Below are 24,613 nucleotides of genomic sequence, written 5' to 3'. Positions count from 1 at the left end.
GAAATCGTGTATCGTCTCATCTATTTAACACCAGTCCCCCACTGGGTCGGTATAATAACAGATTTTCTGCAATGGGATCATGAAAGGTATCGCGGTCTCCTTGATTATCAATTACTATCCCAATGCCGGTAATTTCTTCGGTTTTTGATGGGGATGAAACGCCCTGGCTAGGATCGTTTGCATCATAGGTATCATTCCCGTAAAAATCTGCCAGGACCCCAATACCCTTTTCCAGACCAACACCTTGCGAAGTGGTCTTGCTCCGATAAGCATCATTTCCGCAATCATCCACCAGAAACCCGATGCCGGTATCGTGTCCACACCCCTGCGAAACACCAAAAGTGCATTCGTAGGTATCGTCTCCAGATACATCCTTCAACAGACCAATGGCTGAATGAATACCAGCGCCCTGGGCATAGCGACCTGCGTAATATTTATCATTGCCCTCGTGATCACATAACAATCCTAAGGAATAATAATAACCACTCCCCTGTGAAAAATAGTCCCCATGATACTGATCGGTGCCTTTTTGATCTATAAGTATGCCAATTCCCCCTGAAGCCCCAACAATAGACTCTTCTGGCCTGATACCCATCCCCATTCCCTGAGACATGGACTGAAATGATTTTTCCGGGTCACGAAAATCCGGATATTCTCCACTGGCAAAGTAGAAATCATTTCCACCTGAATCTATTAATGCACCAAACCCTTTTGTAAATCCCACCCCCTGAGCGAATTGCCGGCTAAAATAAACATCATTGCCACTGAGATCACTAAGTATTCCTGCCCCAAAGAAACCTACTCCCTGATTTGCAACGTGACCGCTGTAAAAATCGTTACCGTCATTATCCATTAACACTCCGATTCCAAACAGGCAAGACCCCTGAGAAAAATCCTGGCTCACGTATTTGTCATTTCCCCTAAAATCTGCCAGGAGACCGATTCCAAACCTTCCGGTACCCTGAGAAAATGGGCCGGATGTATTGTACACATCATCCCCTGATAAATCGATGCAGATAGCGACCGGGATATCCTTGCTGGACGAGCCTGCATTATTAAAGTAATAATCATTACCTCCAAGGTCGATAATTACTGCTGCATCGGCATAATAATACGATGTAGCTGCCCCACCCATAACGATTTTCCCAATGACTGTGTCCTGGACAAACAAAATATCACCGGCAAAATCCTGTAATGCTCCAGTACCTCCTCCTAATCCCCTCCCACCAGTAGAAGGGAGACTGTCTGTCGCCAAATCACCTGTTTTCCTTCCCCTTGCCCCATCGATATTGTTCGCTGGTATGTGAAATGGTGAGATATTCATTTTGGTCGCATTGAGGTATGTCTTTTTTAAAGCGTCTATTCCTTGTTCACAACATATCGGGTCAAGCTTACTCAACAATAACGATGCAGCCTCAAACAACCTTGCAAGATCCACTTTTTGAGAGAGTGCCAGTAACCTGGCAAGGTCTTGTGTCCCTACCTTCACATCAGGCAGCCAGATTTTATGGGCATTTTGATACAAGAATTCAACCTCTTCCCGGGATAAGTCATGAAATGCTTCTTGTATAAGAGAAACAGAGGGTACTAAGCTATCGATGATACGCTGGAGTTGCCCTTGCAAAGAATCGGCAGGCTCTATTTTTTGTGTTTGCTCAATGCCTGATAAAACATTTGGGGATTTATTGACCACCCCTTCATCCCCTCCTTGCGAAGGAGGGAACAGAGGGGAGGTAAAATGAAAATCTTTCACACTGCCTCCTGCGAAATGTGGAAACGAAGAGTTGGCTTCCGGTGTGATGCTAAGCTTATCCGGCCTGGCATCTAACAGTTCTGCCGCGCACTCTAGCCGGGTACAGAGGTCTTTGTTACCAAACGTATCGACGATAACCTGTCCAATTTTGAGAGTATCAAATGGGTGCAACATGAAATAATTTACGATGGACAAACGAAACGGATTGGTCTCTTCATTGGATTGGAAACCGTCCCGGGCATACGCCTCTTCACCAATCCTCTGCAAGGTTGCACCAAGTATGTCTCTGTATTTTTCGTTTTTGATTGCGAATCCGATAAAACTTGTTCCTGTATCGTTTGAATTGAAAGGCGTTTTTCCCTCTTTATTCGAAGATGGACTTTCCCGGCCTTCTTCGCAAGGCGAAGATGAGGAAGGGATATTCGCGTCTTGTTTTATAAGCCCGGAACTTGCCTTTGAGATCAAAGAAGTAATTGGTTCATGTACGTTCTTGAGTAGTTTTCCGAAAAGTCTTGGCTTAAACATCATTTCGGTATTATCTCTGGAAACGGTAAGTACCGGCGCACCATCTGCACCAATGGCTTCTACGACCTTCTTGAATCGGATGAGATTAAGATCGCCCTTACCTATAGTCGGCTCATTATTAATCTTCGTAATAATATCTCCCACCTTTAAACCAGCCTCAGCGGCGGGTGATCCCTGTGTGATCTCTTTGACCAGAATACCCCTTCCTTCTGCATTTTCCATAAAGATACCCAGCCACCCCTTATTGAAATTGACTTTATCCCTTCTGAACTCCATTTCTTCGAGAGCAAAGAAGTTTCTGGTGTCAAAATCCTGGTCATCCACCGAGACCTGCATAGCTTCATCCGCTAAAATATCCGGGCATATAGCTGATACTACGAAGACACAAAAAAAATACAAAGATACGGAATAGAAGATTTTGTTGAGCATGGTTAGGCTTGTCTTAAAAAATGTAAGAGGGTTTGAACAATAAACATCTCCAGCGTCCACAATTATAAAATTTTCTATTGCTTTCCTGGCGGGAGATGTCTTCTCATGGTGCAAGAATGATAATTAAAAATCAGGATAATAGATGCAACTTCCAAAAGCAATGGGAAAATTTTTGAAAGGGATAAAAACAACAACATTGTCTTGAATCCTTTGAAATTACTGTTAGAATAAGTAGAATTTGAGAATGTAACCATTCATAAGGATGCCTGAAAAGTCTTGTGATTATTATGCCCATATCACAGAAGCCGTCCGATAATTTCTCGCCCACAAAAAAACAACTTATTGTCATTTACTTTTTGGCAACAACGTTGTTTATCGGTACCATAATTAAAATAGGCATGGACAGGCATTGGTGGCTACCGGAAACTGAAATTATCGGCAATCTTAAACCCGAAGATACAAAAGTAAAACTTGATGTCAACAATGCCCCCTGGTATGAATTGGTCTTATTGCCAAAATTGGGAGAGGTAAAAGCAAAGGCCATCGTTGCCTACCGCGAAAAACACGGTAATTTTAAGACCTTGGATGAGTTGTCTAATGTAAATGGCATAGGAACATCCATTATAGAAGCTATAAGAGATCACATAAAGATAGGATCTGACACGGTTAGTGTCGGTCTGGATAACCGGGAATAGAATTTATGGGAAACGAGCGGCAAAAAATATTAGATAATCCATGTATCCGTGTAATACTCATTGGGTTTTCAATTATTGTTTTTTTCTCGTTCTGTTATTTTCTGAGAGGAACGCTTATCTCCCTTCTTCTTGCATTTATTACCGCCTACATCCTTGATCCCGTAGTTGATTTCTTTGAACAAAGAGATTGGCCATTTACCCGTAAACATATCCATCGCGGATTCGGCATCGCTTTCATTATCATTGCCGTCTTCCTGACTACCGCTGGATTTTTGACATATGCAATTCCGAAGACGGTCAGTGGGATATATCAGGTTGGCGGTATCATCAAAGACCACTACCCGAAATATCAAGCTGACTTTGAGTCGTGGATCAAAGCATACGGAGACACAGAATTCGTCAAATCGATTCAATCACTGTTACGGGAATACAAGGGATCTGTTCATGACAATGAACATGAAAAAATAACATCTGCAGACATCGGTGAACACGGAGAACAGGAGGTTTCCTCCCCGCAAGATTCCGCACCTGATGGAGAATCGAGCCTGAGAGGGATACCTTTCGTAAAGATCACCTGGAAGTTAAAAAAGTATATACCACAGGTTATGGGGTTTTTTACCGATATTATCACAAATATTTTTTACAGTACCTTTGGATTCTTGGGTATCATCGTAAATTTCATCATCTTTAGCGTCGTATCCATTTACCTGCTCAAGGACTTTAACACCATTGCCCAAAACATAAAGACCATTTTCCCTTTTTCAAAAAGAGACCAGGCAATGAATCTTTTATCGAAAGTAAATAACAATCTCCGGTATTTTCTTCGAGGCCAGCTTATTGTCTGTCTTATCCTTTCTCTTATCTATAGCATTGGTTTAACAATTGTAGGAATTCCTTTATCATTTCTTATCGGTTTTATCAGTGGTTTTGGCAATCTGATTCCCTACGTTGGTACAAGTACAGGAATTGCGCTGGCTTCCACGCTTGCACTCTTTCAATTTCACGATCTCAAGCACATACTATATGTGCTTTTCATCTTTGGTATTGCGCAATTGCTTGAGGCAACCGTGATAACACCGAGAATTATGGGGAAGGGGTTGGGGCTAAGCCCTGTCATGGTAATCCTCTCCATCCTGATCTGTAGCCAGCTGTTTGGATTTTTAGGGTTACTGCTGGCCGTACCGATTGCCTCTACGGTAAAAGTTTTTGTTGACGAGTTCATGACAAGATACAAGTCTTCGCAGTATTACAAAGGTTAGCCATAATGTCTATTTTTCAGTTAGTATCCCCTTTTACACCGCAAGGCGACCAGCCTCACGCCATACAACAACTGGTGGAAAGTTACCGAAAAAATACCAGATATCAAACCTTACTGGGCGTGACGGGTTCTGGCAAGACCTTTACCATGGCTAATGTGATTGCAGCCCTGGAAAAACCAACGCTGGTTATGACCCACAACAAGACCCTCGCGGCCCAGCTTTACAGCGAATTCAAGAGCTTTTTCCCCGGAAATGCCGTGGGATATTTCGTCAGCTATTACGACTACTATCAACCCGAGGCGTATATCCCGCAACGGGACATCTACATCGAGAAAGAGGCGACCATCAACCAGGAGATTGACCGTCTGCGTTTGGGAGCAACCAGTAATCTCATATCTCGGAAAGATGTTATCATCGTTGCCAGTGTTTCCTGCATTTATGGGTTGGGTTCACCCGAAGAGTATCAGGAAATGTATGTGCACCTCTGCAAGGGTGATTCGATAGAACGGAACAAACTCTTGAGGAAACTCATCGACATCCAATACGATCGGAATGATATACAGTTCGTGCGTGGCACATTGCGTGTGCGCGGGGATGTTGTGGAGGTATTTCCGGCCTATGAAGAGACTGCATACCGCATAGAATTGTTTGGAGACGAGGTCGACAGGATTTCCATAATCAATCCCATAACTGGTAATACTATACAAGAGGTAAAGGAAATATCCATTTACCCGGCAAAACACTTTGTCATGCCAGAAGGAAAGATTGAAGGTGTCGCCAAATCCATCGAATATGAATTGAATGACCGCCTTAAGGAACTAAGGTCAAATGAGAAATTTCTCGAAGCCCAGCGCCTGGAGGCAAGGGTACGCTACGACATGGAGATGCTTCTGGAGGTAGGATATTGTCACGGTATTGAAAACTATTCGAGACATCTCAGCGGCCGCGCACCCGGGGAAACACCGTACACACTGTTCGATTATTTCCCCAAAGAATTTTTCCTCATTGTAGATGAATCCCACGTCTCTGTTCCCCAGATAGCAGGTATGTATCATGGCGACCGGGCGCGCAAGGAAACGTTGGTTGAATACGGTTTCCGTTTACCTTCTGCACTGGATAACCGTCCCTTGCGATTTGACGAGTGGGAAGAAAAGATTCATCAAATCATGTTCGTTTCGGCAACACCCGGTCCTTATGAGTTGAAGAAATGCAAGGGCAAGGTGGTTGAACAAATTATTCGCCCAACGGGTCTTGTCGATCCTGTAATTTATGTAAAACCTGCAAAAACTCAGGTGGAAGATTTGCTGAAGCAAATTAAGAAACGCTCAGAAATAAAGGAACGGGTACTGGTAACCACGTTAACGAAACGGCTTGCAGAAGACCTGAGTGAGTACATCAAAGAAGAGGGGCTGAAGGGTATGTACCTCCATTCTGAGATAAACGCCATAGAACGGGTAACGATATTAAGGGATTTGAGGTTGGGAAAATTTGACGTGCTGGTAGGTGTCAACCTGCTCAGGGAGGGACTGGATTTACCGGAGGTCTCACTGGTGGCAATCCTCGATGCAGACAAGGAGGGATTCCTGCGTTCCGAAACCTCTTTAATACAGACTATCGGCCGGACCGCAAGGAATGTGAATGCCGAGGTGATCTTATATGCAGATGAGATAACAAACTCAATGAAACGGGCCATCGATGAAACCAACCGTCGCCGGGCACTTCAAATTGCATACAATAAAGAGCACAACATCACCCCTAAGACTATACAAAAAGAGATCAAGAAGGGCATCGAAGACGAGGTCTCATCACACAAGATCGTTTATGAAGCCGTTGCAGAAAGCGAGGAAGAATACATCACCCAGGAGTTCGTGAACGAACTGGAGGAAGAGATGCTCAAGGCGGCGGAGGCATTGGAGTTTGAACGGGCAGCCGAGCTAAGGGACAAAATTCAGCAGATCCGTTCTAAATATAGCGTAAACAGCAAGAGTGTATCATCTGAGTCGAAAGTGTAACTCAAAGGACATTTGTATGGAAAATTCTTTAAAAAAGATAAAGATACAAAACATGAGGAGTTTGAAAAATGATATACGAAGCTCGCAATAATATTTCTCAATACAAAAATACCTGTTTTGAGAATAAATCGTCTTGCGTAAATTTGAAGAAAAGACTGATTAAGCTTTAAATTGGCTTGCCCCAGACCCACCCCTTGGTCCCCTCCCAAGAGGGGATTTTCATAATTCCCCTCTAGAGAGGGGTAAGGAATGTGTAATAAACTTGTTTGATATTGCTTTCATCAGGATTTTTTCAAAAAAACTAAATTGTTACAAGCAATGCAATATCGAAAACGAGGTTGATTTGGAAGTAGAAAAAGAAAGAATAATCATTAAACCAATAAAAACCAGGCCCAGGGAGGGTTGGGATAATGCTTTCAGGTTAATGTACGAGAAAAAAGACGATACATTGTTACCTGATGGAACCGTAGACGATGCAATGGAAAATTGGGAATGGAAATAAAACAGTACGACGTCTACCTTATTAATCTCGACCCAAATAACCTTTCAGAAAAAACACAACCCCCTAAATCCCCCTTTGCTAAAGGGGATTAACTTGAGAGATGTTAGTCGATTGATGCTATACTCATGATAATAAATAAAACGTAATTATTCAGCGTATTTTCAACCACAACCACGGTTAGCCGACAAATGCAGGCAATTCACCTCGAAACAATATCTCCAAAGCCAAGCTCGAACTCACCCCCTTGTTTTCGACAGGTTGAAAGATAACTGCGAATACGACAGAAAAACTTTGCGCCTTCCAAAGGACGGAAACAGCCCGATATTTTCTGCTGTACCTTTGTCATCCTGATGTCGTTTTCACCTAAATTGTTTGTAAAGGGAACGATTCTGTTATCCATAAATCTCAGCACATCATCCTCATACTCTATGAGTCGCTCCAGCAGATTCCTGGCCTTTGTCCTTTTCATCCTGCCCCTTTTCCCTTTTCGGTTCGTTTCATCAGGCGCCGGACATTCAGCTTCCGCATTTTTTAATATTGCCCGGTATCTTTGCCGGTATTTTTCAGACTCACTGGCTTCTAATCTCCCTCCCGCTTCGTTCACCGCTCGATTCATCTCTTCGAGCAATAATTTTGCGGCTTGCGCCCATCGTTGCTTATCCTCCTGCCACACCCCCTCCAATTCTCTTACGTGGTGGGCATTGCAAAGCGCATGGGTACATTCATACTTATAATAACGGCTTCCAATGGTCGTGACAGAGAATTCCCTTAAATCTCGGTAATATCCCTATCGCATTCATCGCATCCGTCCCCCGTTTCTCATGAGGAAAAAAGTACGTCCACGAACTATTGGACGTACAATGCAACCAATACTTGTCCCCATTCACATTAATACCCGTTTCATCACCCTGCAACAAATCCGAACCCGCACGACTCGCTTTGGCTTTTTCCTCAAAGGTCTCCAGTAAATGGTAGGCCTCTTGATTGAAGTTGTAAATGGAACCCTCGCTTACCGGAACCCCCAGTTGTTCTCTAAAATATTCTTGTATCCTCTTGTAGGGAATCAACTGAAACTGAGACATATACACCGAATGCCCTTTCAGCCTCGTCCCATACTGTACGGCCTTTGTTATCCCATAGGTTTTTTTACCCATTTTTTATGCGCTATACTTCACCCTAAGACGCGCAATTCCCTTGATGGCCTCCCGACTGTTCTCCGCTTATACAAATGGCCTGCAATGGCCTACAACAGCCCCACTTAGTCAAATTACAACTCTTGCACTGGCGGTTCAAGTTCTACACTAATACTCTGTCAAATAAATTTTAAAATTATTTTCGCTGAATAGTTACAATATATTTATGGAAAAGCAATCCGCCCAGGATTGGCCAAAGAAGATAAATGGGCTAAAATCAAACGCTCGTGAGTTTATAAAACAACAATCCTTCCTTCTATTGCGGCTTGTCTCAATTCTAGACACACATATGGTTAATATATGAAATTTCGAAGTTGAGATTCCGAAATAAATTCGTAATGACAAATAAAAGTAAATGTCATGCTGAATTTATTTCAGCATCTAAGCCGTTTGGTTTTGACTTCTAAAACCAAACCGAATTTAACCGGATCGCTTGTATTGATATAGCCAGTCATCTTCTATCTTCAAGGACGACTTCAGAAACAGACTTTCCCCGATTATTTTAATCCTTGAAAGCCGAATATAAAGGATTATAATGTTTTTTACTTTTTAATACTAACAGTTAAAGTAACTATAAATGAAAAACGTCATTGCAAGGGTTGTTAGCCCGCGATGATCTCAAAGAGGAGGATTGCTTCGCTTCACCCATAATGGTAATTGTATACCCACTTACTTAAGTCGTTCACTATAAATATCACGTGCAATTCTTTTAAGGAATAAACAACAGATGAAATGGTCGCAAACATTGATCCCGACATTGAAAGAAAGCCCTTCAGAGGCTGAAATCGACAGTCATAAACTCATGATCCGTGCCGGACTTATTCGAAGGATTACGGCAGGGGCTTATGCATATTTGCCTTTAGGCACGCTGGTATTGAATAAAGTTGTTGATATTGTGCGGGAAGAAATGAACCGGGCTGGTGCTATTGAAGTATTCCTCCCCGCACTTCAACCGCTGGATCTCCTGGAAGAGAGTGGCCGTTTGAATGTATTTGGAGACGACTTGATTACCTTTGAGGACCGACACGGCAAAACTACCGCACTGGGACCCACCCATGAAGAAATTATTACGGATATTGTAAGAAATGAGATAAATTCCTATCGACAACTCCCCATTACGCTCTATCAAATTCAAACGAAATTCCGCGATGAGACAAGACCCCGGTTCGGAGTCCTGCGTAGCAAGGAATTTATCATGAAGGATGCTTATAGCTTTGACCTGGATTATGAGGGACTCAACAAGAGTTATAAGTCCATGTACGATGCCTACTGCCGCATATTTGACCGATGCGGTCTCGACTACATTATCTGTGAGGCAGACTCCGGCGCTATGGGCGGCGACGTTTCCCATGAGTTTATGGTCCCCAGTCCTGTGGGAGAAGATGTTCTCATCCGGTGCTTGAAATGTGGCTACAGCGCCAATCGTGAGCGGGCTGAAGCTGCCCCCATCCCTCGAGAAAATAACGCAACCCCGCAACCGATTAAGGAGATTTCCACACCCAATAAGCATACTATTCAGGAAGTTAGCGACTTTTTACAGATAAAACCAGATCAAATGGTTAAAACCATGATTTATATTGCGGGTGGCCAGCCGGTTGCTGTTCTCCTGAGAGGCGACCATGAGGTTAATGAGACCAAGCTGACCAAGCTGCTTGGCCAGGAAACCGTTGCGCTTGCAGACCATACCACCATCGAACACGTCACTGGCGCGCGCGTGGGGTTTGCAGGGCCCGTGGGCATCCAGATAAAAATCATAGCCGACCAGGCCGTATCCATACTCCGCAATTTTGTTACGGGCGCCAACAAGCCGGATGCCCATTTGTTACATGTGAATCCTGAAAGGGATTTTACCATCGGCGGTGTTGCTGATGTTCGTTATGTAACCAAAGGGGATAGGTGCCCGAAATGTAATCATGAGATCGACATCTCACAGGGTATCGAAATCGGACACGTCTTCAAACTCGGCACGAAATACAGCGATGCCCTCAAGGCAAAGTTCCTGGACACCAATGGCAAAGAGAAATCCATGATCATGGGTTGTTACGGAATCGGAGTCAATCGTATTATTGCCTCCCTTATCGAAAGGTCGCATGATGAAAATGGTATCATATGGCCAATTGCGCTGGCCCCATACAAGATTATTATCATCCCCGTCAATGTCAACGATGCCGCCAGCATGCAAATAGCAAATCACATTTACGAGGATCTCACGAATATTGCAGGTCTTGAGGTATTGCTGGACGACCGGGACCAGAGACCCGGTGTCAAATTTAAAGACGCCGACCTGATTGGCATCCCTATAAAGATTATTATTGGTAAGAAATTTACCGAGACGAAAGAACTTGAAATAAAATTAAGAAAAAGCGGAGAAACATTCCTGACACCACCCGATGAAGTTAGATCGAAGATCAAGCACCTGCTTGAAGCGCTGTCGAAACCGTAAGTATAAGAACTTTGTAGGTATTTTGTAATTATCAACTTGTAACTATCTTGGGCCAAATTTCCAAACCTAAGCCAGTAAATTTACTTATTGGTGTACTGACAAGTATTCCTGAAATCCTCAGGGAGATTGACAAAACACTGGAAGAGTATTTTGGCCCGATAGACCTGAAAAGTGACATCCTACCCTTTCATTTTACAGATTATTATACCGGGGAAATGGGTAAGGGAATTCAGAGGCAATTTTATAGTTTCGAAAAACTTATTTTGCCCGATGAGATTGCTGCTATCAAAGTACAGACCAATGCTTTGGAAGAATTCGTTGCCTCTTTAAAACAATATGCCATGAAACGTCCCGTCAATATTGACCCTGGCTACATAAATGAAAGCAGACTCATCCTGGTTTCCACCAAGGATTTCTCCCATCGTATCTATTTGCGCGATGGCATCTATGCTGAGGTAACCCTTAATTATCGCAGGGGAAGATATGAATCCTTCCCATGGACATTTCCAGACTACCAGAGTCCTGATTATCAAAATTTCTTCCTCCTGGTAAGGGAACTTTATGTCAAAAAACTCAAAAAAAGGAATCATATTTTATGGAAAAGACCTTAGTTATATTAAAACCAGATACCATTCAACGTCGCTTGATAGGAAAAATCATATCACGGTTTGAGGAAAAGGGATTTCAGATCGTGGGACTTAAAATGACCCAAATCTCAGAGGATATGGCCAAAAAACACTATGCCGTACATGAAAATAAGGATTTTTTTGAACCGTTGGTCAGATATACATCCTCTGCACCCGTAATCGTTATGGTATTGAAAGGAAAGAACGCCATAGAAATTGTGAGAAAAATGATGGGCGCGACCTTCGGCTCAAAGGCAGAACCCGGTACTATCAGAGGCGATTATGCCGTCAGCAACCGTTTCAATTTGATTCACGGTTCAGATTCTCCCGCCTCTGCCGAAAAAGAGATCGGTATCTTTTTTGATAAAAAAGAACTCTTTGAGTATAATCCCACAGACCTCAAATGGGTTTATGATATGTCTACAGGAGACATTATTTAAGATGAAAAAGAGGGGAGTGAGAAGGGTTATCATTTGAGCTGCACCCTCTACCCACGGATAAAGGTCATTTATCCCTTCCAGCTTTACCCTTTATATCGTGTTTCCTTTTTGTCTGTGCAGTATCTGAGGTCGTGCCCAGGAGATTCAGAATTTCTTGTGGTTTTTTGATGAGCGCCTGCGCGCCATTTTCCCGCAACTCCTTTTCCGTGCGGAATCCCCAGAGTGCTCCCACAGGAAACATGCCAGTCGCAACGGCAGTCTTCATGTCAATAGCAGTATCTCCGAGATAGATAAAATGAGAGGGTGGGATATCCAGGTATTTAGCTATCTCTTTTGCGCCTGCCGGATCTGGCTTGAGGGGTGTAGAGTCGCTCTGCCCCAGAACCATGTCAAATGTCCAATCTGACAGAAATTCAGCTACACACCGTTTTGTAAAATCGTCCGGCTTGTTTGACAGAACCGCCATTTTCATGCCATACACCGTCAGCGCATCGAGCATTTCTGCCACTCCATCGTAGGGCCTGGTTTTTGTCTTCCACCCTCGTCCATATTCTTCACGGAACGACTGGACGCAGGCACGGATGGTTTCATCATTCCGTTTGTCCTCCGGGAGTGCCCGCCGTATAAGCACAACCGCGCCATCACCAACCATAGTGCGATATGCATCCATATCATGCATGGGAAATCCGTTTTTCCGTAAAACACGGTTTGCGGCATTACCCAGGTCTTCCAGGGTATCAAGGAGCGTGCCATCAAGGTCGAAGAGTATAGCCCTGAAGCGCCCAGGAATCTTCTCATCGTTAAATTTTCGAATGATATAACCGTTTATCATAAAATTTCATCTTCGCAAAAAACCCGGGTAAACATTGTCACGGACTTGAGCAAAAAATAATACTCAACAGAAAAGGGAATATATGCTATACTCTCTCCTGAAACAGGGAATTATAAATGCACATTTTAACACAAAATGAAGCTTTTCCATAGGAATACCAGAAGATTTTCCATAGATAAAAAACACCCACCAAAGAGTTGTTCAAAAGCCGGGAAAAATGTCCGATACTATCAGTATATTCATGTGTGGTGATGTAATGACAGGAAGAGGCATAGATCAGGTATTGCCGTATCCTGGCAATCCCCTCCTCCACGAATTCTACATGAAAAACGCCAGGGGATATCTGGAACTAGCAGAGAGGGAAAGTGGCCGGATTCCACATCCCGTTAGTTTCTCCTCTATCTGGGGAGACGCCCTCGGCGAATTGGAACGAATTGCGCCGGATTTGAAAATAGTTAACCTGGAGACAAGTATAACAAAGAGTAATGACTATTGGAAAGGCAAGCCTGTCCACTACAGGATGAATCCCCTCAATATTCCCTGTATAACGGCGCCCCGGATAGATTGTTGTTCTCTCGCAAATAATCATACCCTTGATTGGGGATATACGGGTCTCGCAGAAACCATTGAAACATTGAAGAAAGCCCATGTGAAAAGCGCGGGGGCAGGTTGGAATCTGAAAGAGGCAGAAACTCCTGCATTATTAGATGTGGATGGAAAAGGAAGAGTAATTGTTTTTTCGTTTGGATCGGAAACAAGCGGAATACCTTTAGAATGGGCTGCTTTGGGAAACCGGCCCGGTGTGAATCTCTTAAAAGATTTGTCAGACAGTGCTGTCCGGCATATCAGAGAGCAAGTGCAAAAAGTAAAACAACGAAGAGATATTGTAATCGCCTCTATTCATTGGGGAGATAACTGGGGGTATGAAATCCCTCACGAACAAATACAATTCGCTCATATGCTCATTGATTATGCAGGAATCGATATCGTCCACGGACATTCTTCCCACCATGTAAAAGGCATAGAGGTTTATCAGGACAGACCTATCATCTATGGCTGCGGTGATTTTCTCAATGATTATGAAGGTATCAGTGGTTACGAATTCTTCAGGGGTGATTTAGGTTTGATGTATTTTGCATATGCGGAACCAGCAAGCGGCAGGCTCGTTCGTTTTCAAATGACACCAACACACACGAAACACTTTCGAGTAAATCGGGCATCAACGCCCGATGCTGTGTGGCTCAGCAACATCTTGAACAGGGAAGGCAAAAGGTTTGGGACCCGGGTAGTGTTAAATAAGGATCATACCTTAACGCTTGAATGGGATTAATTGCACGGTGGTAAGGAGATAAAGATTGCCCTTCGCCTTTTTCATATCTCAGACATTGCCCTTGGCCGGCCAATATGATACCCCTGGGCATAATCCACTCCGTATTCTAACAGCAATCGTACCGCTTCTTCACATTCCACAAACTCGGCTATAGTCTGTTTATTCAAACCACGCGCTACTTCTACTATTGCCCTGACCAAATGTTGGTCTGCTGAGTCGTTTGGCAGATTACGGATAAAGCTACCATCAATCTTCAAATAATCGACGGGTAAATGCTTGAGATAATTGAGCGATGAAAAGCCGGTGCCAAAATCGTCCAGGGCAAAGCGACAGCCCATGGCCTTGAGGGTAGTAATAAAATGCTGTGCTTCGATAATGTCTGTGATAACGGCGCTTTCGGTAATTTCCAGAACAAGGTTTACCGGGTTAATAGCGGTGGCTGCCAATTCCTGATTAATGATAGATATCAGTTCCGGGTCGTCGAATGCCTTACCAGAGAGATTGGCTCCAATATACAGATTTTTATCAGATTTGCATATTTCTGTAATGATCCTGATGGCCCTGCGTACTACCCATCGATCTATATCATTGATAAGATCGGAACGTTCAGCAACATCAAGAAATGCTGCTGGATGGATGAGTTCATTGTTTTCACCAATCATTCGCAATAACGCCTCATAGCCCACAATACAATTTTCACGCATATCCGCAATAGGCTGCAGATGCAGCACAAAACGGTTCAGATAGAGCGCTTCACGGATGTTTTTTTCCCAGTTTAGTAGTGTTTCAATCTTTGTCTTCTGTCCATGGGTATAAACACATGCACGGTTTCGGCCTTCTTTTTTCGCCCGATACATGGCAAGATCAGCACACTTCAGTAATGTTTCAGATGTATTGCCGTGGAAAGGAAAGAGGGCAATACCAATACTGACAGTAACTCTGGTCGGTTGCTCATGAACGATCATAACGTGACTATACACCGAATCAATAATCTGTTCAGCAACAGACTGCGCATGGCTGGCATCGATGTGAGACAAGAGGATGGCAAATTCGTCACCGCCCAGACGAGCTATAATGTCAGATTCCCGCAGTCTTTTTTTCAATATATCGGCAAGATGTGTAAGAATTTCATCTCCCGCCTGATGTCCAAGGGTATCGTTAATGTCTTTAAAATTATCCAGGTCCAGAAACAACAATGCCCCGCTGGTATCGTGTCGCCGCGCCTGTGCAAGCGAGCTATTCAACTCTTCCTGGAAGCGGCGGCGGTTAAGGAGATTGGTGAGTGGATCACGATCTGCCAGGCGCATAAGCTGTGCTTCGAAATTTTTACGTTCCGTGATATCTTCTTTTACAGCAAGGAAATTGGTAATAACTCCGTCAGAATTTCTGACAGGGGAAATGGATGCATACTCCCAATAAAGTTCGCCGTTCTTTTTCCTGTTATGAAATTCCCCACGCCACTCTCTGCCGGAGGTAATCGTATCCCACAACTGTTTGTATTCTTCGGGTGACGTCTCTCCCGATTTTAGGATACGAGGATTTTGTCCTATGGTTTCTTCCAGGGTGTAGCCTGTAAGTTGGGTAAATTTGGGATTCGTGTATTCAATATTACCTGCTGCATCGGTTATTAACACCATACTTTGGCTTTGTTCAACAGCCTGTGACAACTTGCGGAGTTGTATTTCTGCCAGATTGCGCTTTGTTTCGGCAAGGTCAATCGCGTTCCCGATGATACTTGCTGTATGGGAAACAATAAAGCCAATAACAACCATAAACAGGATCGCAAGCAGCGCTGACAGTAATGCCGGGTTACTTTTTGACTGCAGGACAATAACGGTATATATCCAACCCATGATGATAACAATAACAACCGTAACGGGAAGAAACGCCCGCATCAAACGGGCACGTGTTGACAAACCTGTCACCAGGCACTGTGGCCAGTACTCCTGGCCAATAGTAAATATCAGTCCTGTGCCCAGAAATACAAAGGCAACTGCAGTTGTAAGCGCCATCGGTATTATCGTCCCGCCATAAAGCAAAGGCGTTCTATACAGATATCCAAGGATCACGATCGATCCTACAAATATTACTATTGTTGCAAGGCTGGATGCTATACTTTTCGCATACCTTCCATTTTCCGGAAAAGATAGCGCAAGCATCAGTGAAAGACCGGAGAGAATAAAGCATGCGGCTGTAATAGGAGACATGAGACCCACAGGTATCTTTCCGAGTGTTTTCGTGGTAACGAAAAATAATTGGTCAATGCCAAGATCACTATCAGTTACATATTGGATGAATATCAACGAGCAAAGGAGCACGACAAAAACTGTCGTGACTTTAGCAAAACAACGGAGAATGCGGTTTGCAGACCAGCGGATGATGACATACAACGTAATGCCCAAGACAACGAATATTACGGCAGTATTTGGGGCCATTGGTATATAATCTGAGTAACCGCTGGCCAATAAGAGAAAATCCCATATCCAGCCCAACAACACTATTGCACCGATACCGGCTACCACACCACTGCAAAGCTGGACAGAGCGGCTCCCTGTATTTGCGGAAGGAACGGCAGACCTCCCATCTGTTTTCACCTGAAAATACCTCCTGTGCTGTCATTCTGAGCAAAACGAAAAATCTCTTAGCTCAACAACCACAGCTTCGATCCTATACGTTAAAATAGTCGCATCATTTGAAAATTTTTTTCTACCCATAGGATATTAATCGCTACCTCTGATGAGAATCTTTTGTGGATAATTTGTTTTATTAGGAAACAAAAACTAGTGTCTGGCATCTATACATACCGGACTGCTATTATAATCGGAATAATTATCAACAATCTAAATTATTTTTATTAAAAAGCGTCTGCCTTACCATTACAGACAAGCACAAAACATTACAAACAAGAAACTTACAACATACAACGACCATTATATGTCCTGTATCTATATGAATTTATTTTCAGACAATATACCTATTTTTAACTATCGATTCCGTGTATTTGCAATAACGACAAAAAAGACATTGCCACAAAACGAAATACCTATCTGATAGGGAAATTGAAAATATCTGTCAATTTTGCATTTTCATTTTTCACTTTCACCTTTATAATGAGAATTATCGCAACAGCCCACCTCCAGCTTCTTTCACCAGAGGTGGGGAACGCTGATTATCACCAAATTTTCTGCCTCTTGGGGGGAAAGAGGATAAGGGAAATAAACTGTTACGAATTACTTAACTTCACAATGAAGGAGCCCATTTTGTTCTGTAAGGATACACCTTGCCCAAAATCCTCGTAAAAGATTTCAACCTAGAATCTACACTCCTGTGCGGACAACTGTTTCGGGTATCCAGGATGGAAGACTGGTATTATGTTGCGGCGAGGGACCGCATCTTTCGTGTCCGGCAGTCCTCAAATCATCTGGAATTCCAGGGCACAGACCAGAAATTCCTGACGCATTATTTTGCCCTAGATGAGCCCTATACCACTATTTTGCAGCAGATAACTAAGGATGTCCACATTGGCGAGGCGATCAGGAGGCATCACGGTTTGCGCATTATCAGGCAAGATCCCTGGGAATGTTTAATATCGTTCCTCTGCTCCTCGGCGGCAAATATCCCCAAGATAAAATTAAATCTTGAAATACTGGCACAATTCTTTGGGAAGAGCATTGAAATGAAGGGATTCGAAGGGTATTCGTTTCCCAACCCCGGTGAGTTAAATGATTTAGAGCGGATTCTCCGTGCAAAGACGGGTTTCCGGGCAAAATATATTAAAGCCGCCAATGATTCCGTTAACGAAGCATTTTTACAATCATTAAAAAAACTTTCCTATATTGAGGCAAAGAAAACGCTGAAACAGATTCCCGGTGTCGGGGACAAGATTGCCGACTGCGTCCTTCTGTTTTCTCTGGGTTTTACCGAGGCATTTCCCATCGATACCTGGATGAAGAAGATCCTTCAGAAGCTGTATTTCAAGAATCAGGAGGTTTCGAGTCAGCAACTGCAGGCTTTTGGTCTAAAATATTTTGGCAGGTACGCGGGATATGCCCAGCAATTTCTTTACATGCTTGCACGAGAAGCCCGATAGTGAAAATTCTGGCTTTTGTATCGTGAAAAGGAGAGAGGCCAGGGAGTCTTTTTATCAGAAACATAAAACGACACTTCAAAATTCAAAGTTTCAAACGTTCTGTTAGTTCGATGTAGGGATACTTACGTCGCCGAACTCGTCGTCAGGGATTGGGCAAAGTCATATCCAAAGATGGAGCACCTTTTCAAGTCTTCCTCTGTAGGAGTAAAAAGGACCTTTACCGGCGGTTGAACAATATGGAGTTTAAGACCTTTCAACCGATCTTCCATAAGCCTTGTGGCTTCTCCGCTCCATCCATAAGTACCAAATGTTGCACATTTTTTTAGCTTGACGTTCACACTAAACATAATATTCATAATATTCCATAAAGGCATTAACGCATCGCCATTGATAGTCGACGAACCAATCAGGATTCCTTCGGCAGATTCAATCTCACACCGCATAAATTCAGGCGATACGTTTGCAGCATCCAGCAGTTTAACCTCGGTAGTCATCGTAGATGCACCCCTCGCCACCGCCTCCGCCATCTTTTTCGTGTTTCCATACATAGACGCATATAAGACTAATATCAGCTTTTTATGGGGATCCTTTCGGGGCGTGCTCCAGTCTTTATAGGCATTAATGTATTTCCACGGATCGGTTCGAAGGATGGGACCGTGACTCGGGGCAATTAACCGGATATCCAGATTTTTGATCTTTTCTATTGCCTCAAGGATCTTTTTCCTATAAGGACCCATTACGTGCTCAAAATAATATCGAAAATCTTCAGCAAAGTCATCGACCAGATCGTCAAAAAGCCGTTCATCACAAAAATGAGTCGCAAAACCATCACAGGAAAACAGCATATGCTCTTCTTCTAAATACGTAAACATGGTATCTGGCCAATGCCAGTATGGCGCATGAATAAACTTTAATTGCTTATTACCAAGGCTGATACACTCACCATCTTCAACCATTTTTCCTTTTACCTCTGCATGAAGAATATTTTTCAAAAAAAGAGATGCTGTCTTTGTGGCTAAGATTTGGGCATTCGGTGTCTCTTTCAACAAAAGACCCAACGCCCCCGTATGATCCATTTCTGTATGATTTACCACAATGTAACAAATGTCCCTGAGGTTGATTAACGACCGGAGTTTTTCAAGATATTCCCGGTCAAATTTTTCATGAACACAATCAATAAGTGTTGGCTTATCTGCCTGGATGAGATACGAGTTGTATGTACTTCCAAATCGGGTTTGAAACACTACATCAAACGCCCGCAGAGTGGTATTTAATACCCCGACCCAATGTATATCCTTGGTGATTTCTAAGGTTTGCATGGCTAAAGTCAGCGACCAAAATATAAGAAAAATTAGCCTGTCAACTTCCGAATTTTACTTCTCAAATGCCCCCGTCACTAAGATTTCGTTCTTTAGGCTTTGCTTTAAATTTGGTATTTGTGATTGGGAATTTATGCAACGCCCATTTTCATTTTTACAAAATTCATTAATCCCCCAGCCTCGATAATTTCATGCATCTCCAGGGGAAAAGGCTCAAATTTGAATCTCTTTTCTGAAGTATGATCGAGGATTTCCCCCGCCGCAAGGTTAATTTCTATTTCATCGCCTTCCTGAATCTGCTCAGCAGCCTCAGGACACTCAAAAATAGGCAACCCGATATTAATAGCATTTCGAAAGAAGATACGGGCGAAGGACTTTGCAATAACACAGGAAATCCCTGCTGCCTTGATGGCAATTGGCGCATGCTCACGGGAGGAACCGCATCCGAAATTATCCCCCGCCACAATAGCGTCGCCAGCCTTGGCCTTTTTCATAAAATCCGGGTCAGCATCCTCCATACAGTGAGATGCCAGCTCTTTCGTATCGGTAGTATTCAGATACCGCGCCGGGATAATTTCATCCGTATTAATATTATTTCCAAACTTCCAGCATTTACCTTTCATTGTAACCCCGCTAGTCTGTAAGAGCACGTGCAACATGCCCGAGCATTGGTACTAAAACAGTATTCAAACGTCATAACTTGTGCACACTAAAAATTCTTCCATTTTAATTTTTCATCTGTCATTTTGCATTTCTATTTTTGCTTTTATTTTTACTGTGCGGCACTATTTATTTCGTTACGTATAAATTATCACCCTTTGCCTACTGCCATCGGCCTACTGCTTACTTTGCTTTTTTGTCTACGGCTTACCGTGCCATGTTTATGAGAATTTACTTTCCCCTCCATCCTTTGATATGCCTGATGCATAAATGCCTCCAGCCGGGTTTCTTCATTTGTTTGTTCCTGGCCATCAAAAGACAACTTCAGGCAGGGCATGCCGTAAAAATCTTTCTGAAACCTTTCAAGTACGCCATTCACCACCGTACCAGGCATGCAGTGAAATGGAATTACGTTAACGATACCATCAAACCCTTCCTCAACGTATTCAATTACCTTCCCCATGCTGAGCACCGGATCACCTTTGTAGGAATCGTCAATATACGGTTTCCCCCTCCTGATGAGTTCTTTAATTGGCGCATCTTTCAGAAAATGTCTGATTCTGCCTTTAAACACCTTCGTAAGTTTGTAGGCATCGTACCTCTGAACAATATCAGAGATAATCTCACCGAAAAGTCCCTTATAATCCTTTTCAAAAAGGCACGATTCCCTGCGGCAGTGTGCAATATAATTAATCCATTCGGCAAAAGGCGGAATAAATACCTCACCTCCCAGACGTTCGATATTTCTTGCAAGAAAGTTGTTTGCAAACTCATTACAACGTACATAGGTCTCTCCAATGACACCGATTAATGGTCTGGGCTTGCTTCGGTCTACTTTTATGTTTGCAAAGGCAATATTCGCCTCCCGCGCGAATTTCACCAGATCCTGATGTTTTTCGAGCGCTGACTCTGCCTTTTTCACGAAGTTTTCGTAAAGAGCATCCGTTTCATCTTTCTGTAGTTCGTAAGGCCTCGTTTCCCTTTGTAATTTTTGCAGGAGGTCGATATACATAATACCGTTCCACGCCAGTTTACGGAAGTGCGTGCCAAGGCTCTTGGTATCCTCGTCGTAGTTTTCTCCCTGATCCATTGTGTAAAGAGGTACATGAGGAAATCCAAGATCATCCAATACCATACGCTGAAATTTATTGTATTGGCCAAACCGGCAAGGACCGGATGCTGTAGCCATAAAGAAGGCGCTTGCCTCAGGGTCAAAGTCAGGGCTCATAGCCTTTTTCACAATATCCCCGGTTGTAAGAATTGCAGGGTAGCATTCCTTTCCCGAAGTAAACTTTCGTCCAATATCAATCGACTGCTTATTGGCCATAGGCAAGGCTTCTGCCAGCACACCATTAGCCCTCATGGAGGCGGCAATCATCCTGCCGTGGTCACACATATAAGGAATGTAAATCGTGCGTTTCTTTTTCTCCGTCACGTTCCGAACCGGAACATCGTCTCTCAATTTTTTTCTATCAGTGACAGATTTAACATTTTTAAGGCTATCAATAAATGCCTCGCACCTGGTTATTGCCCCAACATCAGAGCTGTGCTCGTCAATTTCAATGGTCAGACAGGGTTTTCCTGCCAATTCTTTGGCAAAAAATTTGGTTATAAACGAGTCTGGACCGCAGCCAAAGTTGGTAATATATAAGGGGTAAAGCCTTTTATCCCTGGCAATTATCCTGGCCGCTGCGAGGAATTTTTGTCCTGTCTTCCAATACATATTCGGATAATCATGAGATACTTCTTCAATATCAAGTTTCAAAAAGTCCAGTGGGATTGTCAAAACTCCTAAATCACGCAATTTTTCAGGAAGACCAAGATTCATACCCGTATCGCAACCATTGTAGGAACGGCTGATCAGCACGAATGCCTTTTCATTTTCTCCTAATTTTCCCAGGATCTCTTTTCCCCGTGCCTCAAGGGTTTTATGAAAAGTCTGCAGCGCCTCACGTGCCGACTTTATCGCTATTTCAACAACCTCTCCGGTTCTTCCAAGGCTTTTTGCGATTTGACGCAGGGTCTTGTCCACAAACTCTTCTCCGTATTCGAAATGAATGACCGGGGATAAGACTTCAAACTTCTTTTCCTTAAAGTCAATGGCCGAACGTACGAGATACGGTATGCACTGCACGTAAGGACATGCATACGAATGGGTGAGCCGGGGGCTGCTATGCGTTAAATTGATAACGCTGGGCAAAAACAGATAATCAATATCCCTGTTTAACATGTCGATCACGTGTCCGTGCGCAACTTTGATAGGAAAGCAGGTCTCTGCGGTAATTACTTCCACACCGTTATAGATAATATCTTTATTAGTATCACTGGAGGTTATAACATCAAAACCCAGCTCGATGAAGAACGCCTTCCACATCGGGTAGAGGTCATGAAAGGTAGATACCTGTGGTATCCCGATCTTTTTTCCTGCAGGCTGATCCGGTTTGTTTTTCTTATAGGTATTGACGAGCGCATCTTTCCTCTCGCGAAAAAGCCTTGGTAAGTGCCTCCCTTTTTTCAAAGTCTTTTCGTCGTCAAATTTGCCGCAACGACTTCCGTAATGAAGCGGGTTTTCTCCATCGATAGTGACCTTTCGAATCTCACAAATATTCGAACAATCTTTACAAACGAAGGAAGACAGGTCGTATCTCTTGTGCCGGAGATCAAACCCCTTAAACCTGGATTTCTCCCATACCCTTTCTTCCATAGCAATAATGGCAGATCCGATAGCCCCCATAATATCGTGATGAGGCGGAACAATAATCTTTCTCCCTGTTACTTTTTCGAACGCCGCCTTTACACCGCGGTTGGCGGCAACTCCCCCCTGGAAAAAAATAGTATTCCCGATCTTCCTATCCTCTACAACCCTGTTGATAAAGTTCAACACCACAGAATAACTCAGGCCTGCGAGCAGATCGTCCTTGGACGTTCCGCGCTGCTGATGATGGTTCAGGTCGGATTCCATAAAAACGGTGCACCGTTCTCCAAGATGTGAGGGGCAGCACGACGAAAGCGCCCGTTTGCTAAATTCCCCTTTGATGCTTACGCTGAGTTTTTCGGCCTGTTCTTCCAGAAATGAGCCGGTACCGGCAGCACAGACTTTATTCATGGCAAAATCCACAATTGCCCCATTTTCCAACCGTATAAACTTGGAATCCTGCCCACCGATTTCGAAGATCGTATCCACATTTTTATCCACGTTTGCTGCCGCAGTGGCGTGGGCAGTAATTTCATTCTTTGCGATATCAGCACCGATAAAGTCTCCTGTCAGATAACGCCCGGAACCTGTGGTTCCGGCGCCGCAGACAACCACCTTATCTCCGACTTCCAGACCCACCTCATAAAGACCTTGTTTCACGGCTTCCAACGGCCTTCCTGCCGTCATGAGATAGCGTCTTGCCAGGACATTTTTCTGTTTGTCGATAACAACAATATTTGTGCTGATAGAACCCACATCAACCCCAACATATGCCTCGACCTTTTCGTCGCCAGCAACCGGGTGTATCATGTCAACAATTTTGTAATTATCCGATCGAAGTGGTTCAAGGCTCGACGCCTTTGCGCTGCGGCTCCTCAGGTATTCTTCAACTTCCTTTAATCCACGGAAGGGCGAGTGAATCCCTTTATCCATTAAGGTAAACACCGTACCGATAGCCCCCATTACATTGAAATACTTTGGTATAACCAGTTCACCGGGCTTGAGTTCCAAAACATCCTCAAATGCCTTGACCATACCGACATTTGCTGCCACACCACCCTGAAATACGATGGGCCTGAAAAATTCCTTCCCCTTCCCGATGTTGCTCTTAAAGTTTCTGGCCATGGCATAACAAAGTCCGGCAACAATATCATGCACCGGCGTGCCTTCCTGCTGTAAATGGATCATATCCGTCTTGGCAAATACACTGCAACGACCGGCAATACGCGGCGGGTTTTTGGATTTCAATGCAAGCTCTCCAAATTCTTTTTCTATCGCGATACCAAGCCTTGTAGCCTGCTGATCCAAAAACGACCCCGTACCAGCAGCACACATGGTATTCATCGAAAAATCAGAAACCTTGGTATGCCCTGTTGACACATCCTTCTCTATAAGCATGAGCTTTGAATCCTCACCGCCGATTTCAATAATGGTGCGCGCTTCCGGGTGCAAGGTTGTCGTTGCCTGGCTGTGAGCAACAACCTCATTGATAAAGGCAATGTTCATTAGTTCGGATATGAGCTTCCCGCCAGATCCTGTAATAGCTATACCGTCAATATCATCGATATGGGTTCGATTGAATATGTCTCTCAAGACCAGGAGGAATGTTTCTACCGATTGACCATGTGAACGGACGTAGTGATCTTCCAGGATTTCCTTGCGTTCGTTGATCAATACTGCCTTTATGCTTACAGAACCAATGTCAAGTCCAATATATTTTTTTTGAGACATAGTTTTACTCACTCTTTCCATAATCTAATAACAATCTCATGTTCTTATCAAATTTCTCGGCTAAGAAATCAAATCTGAA

The 24,613-nt window shown here is 43.5% G+C and carries 15 protein-coding genes and 1 pseudogene; 9 read left to right on the top strand and 7 right to left on the bottom strand.

Annotation, left to right across the window (positions count from 1 at the left end):
- Positions 1-16 precede the first annotated feature (16 nt).
- Positions 17-2,614 carry a PDZ domain-containing protein gene (locus BROSI_RS07815; protein ID WP_157842432.1) on the bottom strand — a complete coding sequence of 866 codons (2,598 nt, stop codon included), beginning with the start codon at positions 2,612-2,614 and terminating at the stop codon, positions 17-19.
- 380 nt (positions 2,615-2,994) lie between these two features.
- Here BROSI_RS07815 and BROSI_RS19030 point away from each other — a divergent pair, with 380 nt between their 5' ends.
- The 4 genes from BROSI_RS19030 to BROSI_RS20775 all read left to right on the top strand — a co-directional run bounded on the left by BROSI_RS19030 (position 2,995) and on the right by BROSI_RS20775 (position 7,175).
- Positions 2,995-3,402 carry a ComEA family DNA-binding protein gene (locus BROSI_RS19030; RefSeq protein WP_082059108.1) on the top strand — a complete coding sequence of 136 codons (408 nt, stop codon included), beginning with the start codon at positions 2,995-2,997 and terminating at the stop codon, positions 3,400-3,402.
- Between the two features lie 5 nt (positions 3,403-3,407).
- Complete coding sequence (locus BROSI_RS07805; protein ID WP_052563177.1) at positions 3,408-4,661, top strand: AI-2E family transporter; 1,254 nt, start codon at positions 3,408-3,410, stop codon at positions 4,659-4,661.
- A gap of 5 nt (positions 4,662-4,666) precedes the next feature.
- Positions 4,667-6,673, top strand: a complete 2,007-nt coding sequence (gene uvrB / locus BROSI_RS07800; RefSeq protein ID WP_052563176.1) for an excinuclease ABC subunit UvrB — start codon at positions 4,667-4,669, stop codon at positions 6,671-6,673.
- Positions 6,674-7,016: 343 nt separating this feature from the next.
- On the top strand, positions 7,017-7,175 hold the full coding sequence (locus BROSI_RS20775) for a CBS domain-containing protein (RefSeq protein ID WP_230400657.1): 159 nt from the start codon (positions 7,017-7,019) through the stop codon (positions 7,173-7,175).
- 177 nt (positions 7,176-7,352) lie between these two features.
- Here BROSI_RS20775 and tnpC read toward each other — a convergent pair.
- Positions 7,353-8,311: pseudogene (tnpC, locus tag BROSI_RS19025) on the bottom strand (IS66 family transposase); the annotation flags it as partial.
- Positions 8,312-9,095: 784 nt separating this feature from the next.
- Between tnpC and BROSI_RS07780 the strand changes: the two are divergent.
- The 3 genes from BROSI_RS07780 to ndk are packed head-to-tail and all read left to right on the top strand — an operon-like array spanning position 9,096 to position 11,877.
- Positions 9,096-10,811 (top strand): proline--tRNA ligase, encoded by a 1,716-nt coding sequence (locus BROSI_RS07780; protein WP_052563173.1) that lies wholly within the window; start codon positions 9,096-9,098, stop codon positions 10,809-10,811.
- Positions 10,812-10,858: 47 nt separating this feature from the next.
- Positions 10,859-11,422 carry a DUF4416 family protein gene (locus BROSI_RS07775; protein ID WP_052563172.1) on the top strand — a complete coding sequence of 188 codons (564 nt, stop codon included), beginning with the start codon at positions 10,859-10,861 and terminating at the stop codon, positions 11,420-11,422.
- Positions 11,407-11,877: a nucleoside-diphosphate kinase gene (gene ndk / locus BROSI_RS07770; RefSeq protein ID WP_052563171.1), complete on the top strand. Its 471-nt coding sequence runs from the start codon at positions 11,407-11,409 to the stop codon at positions 11,875-11,877. The genes BROSI_RS07775 and ndk overlap by 16 nt, the downstream gene beginning before the upstream one ends.
- A gap of 64 nt (positions 11,878-11,941) precedes the next feature.
- Here ndk and BROSI_RS07765 read toward each other — a convergent pair whose 3' ends face one another.
- Complete coding sequence (locus BROSI_RS07765; RefSeq protein ID WP_052563170.1) at positions 11,942-12,709, bottom strand: HAD family hydrolase; 768 nt, start codon at positions 12,707-12,709, stop codon at positions 11,942-11,944.
- Positions 12,710-12,926: 217 nt separating this feature from the next.
- On the opposite strand from BROSI_RS07765, the gene BROSI_RS07760 reads away from it, so the two are divergent.
- The gene (locus BROSI_RS07760) at positions 12,927-14,039 is read left to right on the top strand and encodes a CapA family protein (RefSeq protein ID WP_052563169.1); all 1,113 of its coding nucleotides are present in this window, start codon (positions 12,927-12,929) and stop codon (positions 14,037-14,039) included.
- Between the two features lie 41 nt (positions 14,040-14,080).
- On the opposite strand, the gene BROSI_RS07755 is transcribed toward BROSI_RS07760, so the two are convergent.
- A complete protein-coding gene (locus tag BROSI_RS07755) occupies positions 14,081-16,633 on the bottom strand; it encodes a putative bifunctional diguanylate cyclase/phosphodiesterase (protein ID WP_052563168.1) in 2,553 nt (850 codons plus the stop codon).
- 686 nt (positions 16,634-17,319) lie between these two features.
- Between BROSI_RS07755 and BROSI_RS07750 the strand changes: the two genes are divergently transcribed.
- Positions 17,320-18,129 carry a DNA-3-methyladenine glycosylase family protein gene (locus BROSI_RS07750; RefSeq protein ID WP_052563167.1) on the top strand — a complete coding sequence of 270 codons (810 nt, stop codon included), beginning with the start codon at positions 17,320-17,322 and terminating at the stop codon, positions 18,127-18,129.
- Between the two features lie 122 nt (positions 18,130-18,251).
- On the opposite strand, the gene BROSI_RS07745 is transcribed toward BROSI_RS07750, so the two are convergent.
- The 3 genes from BROSI_RS07745 to BROSI_RS07735 form a co-directional block, all read right to left on the bottom strand.
- Entirely contained in the window at positions 18,252-19,448 is a 1,197-nt protein-coding gene (locus BROSI_RS07745; RefSeq protein WP_052563166.1) for an FprA family A-type flavoprotein, read from the bottom strand.
- A 131-nt stretch (positions 19,449-19,579) separates the two neighbouring features.
- Positions 19,580-20,071 (bottom strand): 3-isopropylmalate dehydratase small subunit, encoded by a 492-nt coding sequence (leuD, locus tag BROSI_RS07740; protein WP_052563165.1) that lies wholly within the window; start codon positions 20,069-20,071, stop codon positions 19,580-19,582.
- Between the two features lie 188 nt (positions 20,072-20,259).
- Entirely contained in the window at positions 20,260-24,534 is a 4,275-nt protein-coding gene (locus BROSI_RS07735) for an acyl-CoA dehydratase activase (RefSeq protein ID WP_082059106.1), read from the bottom strand.
- Positions 24,535-24,613 lie beyond the last annotated feature (79 nt).

Source organism: Candidatus Brocadia sinica JPN1 (genome assembly GCF_000949635.1).
Classification (GTDB): domain Bacteria; phylum Planctomycetota; class Brocadiia; order Brocadiales; family Brocadiaceae; genus Brocadia; species Brocadia sinica.
Note: the sequence above shows the minus strand (reverse complement) of the source record. Positions and strands in the feature narration are given on the sequence as shown.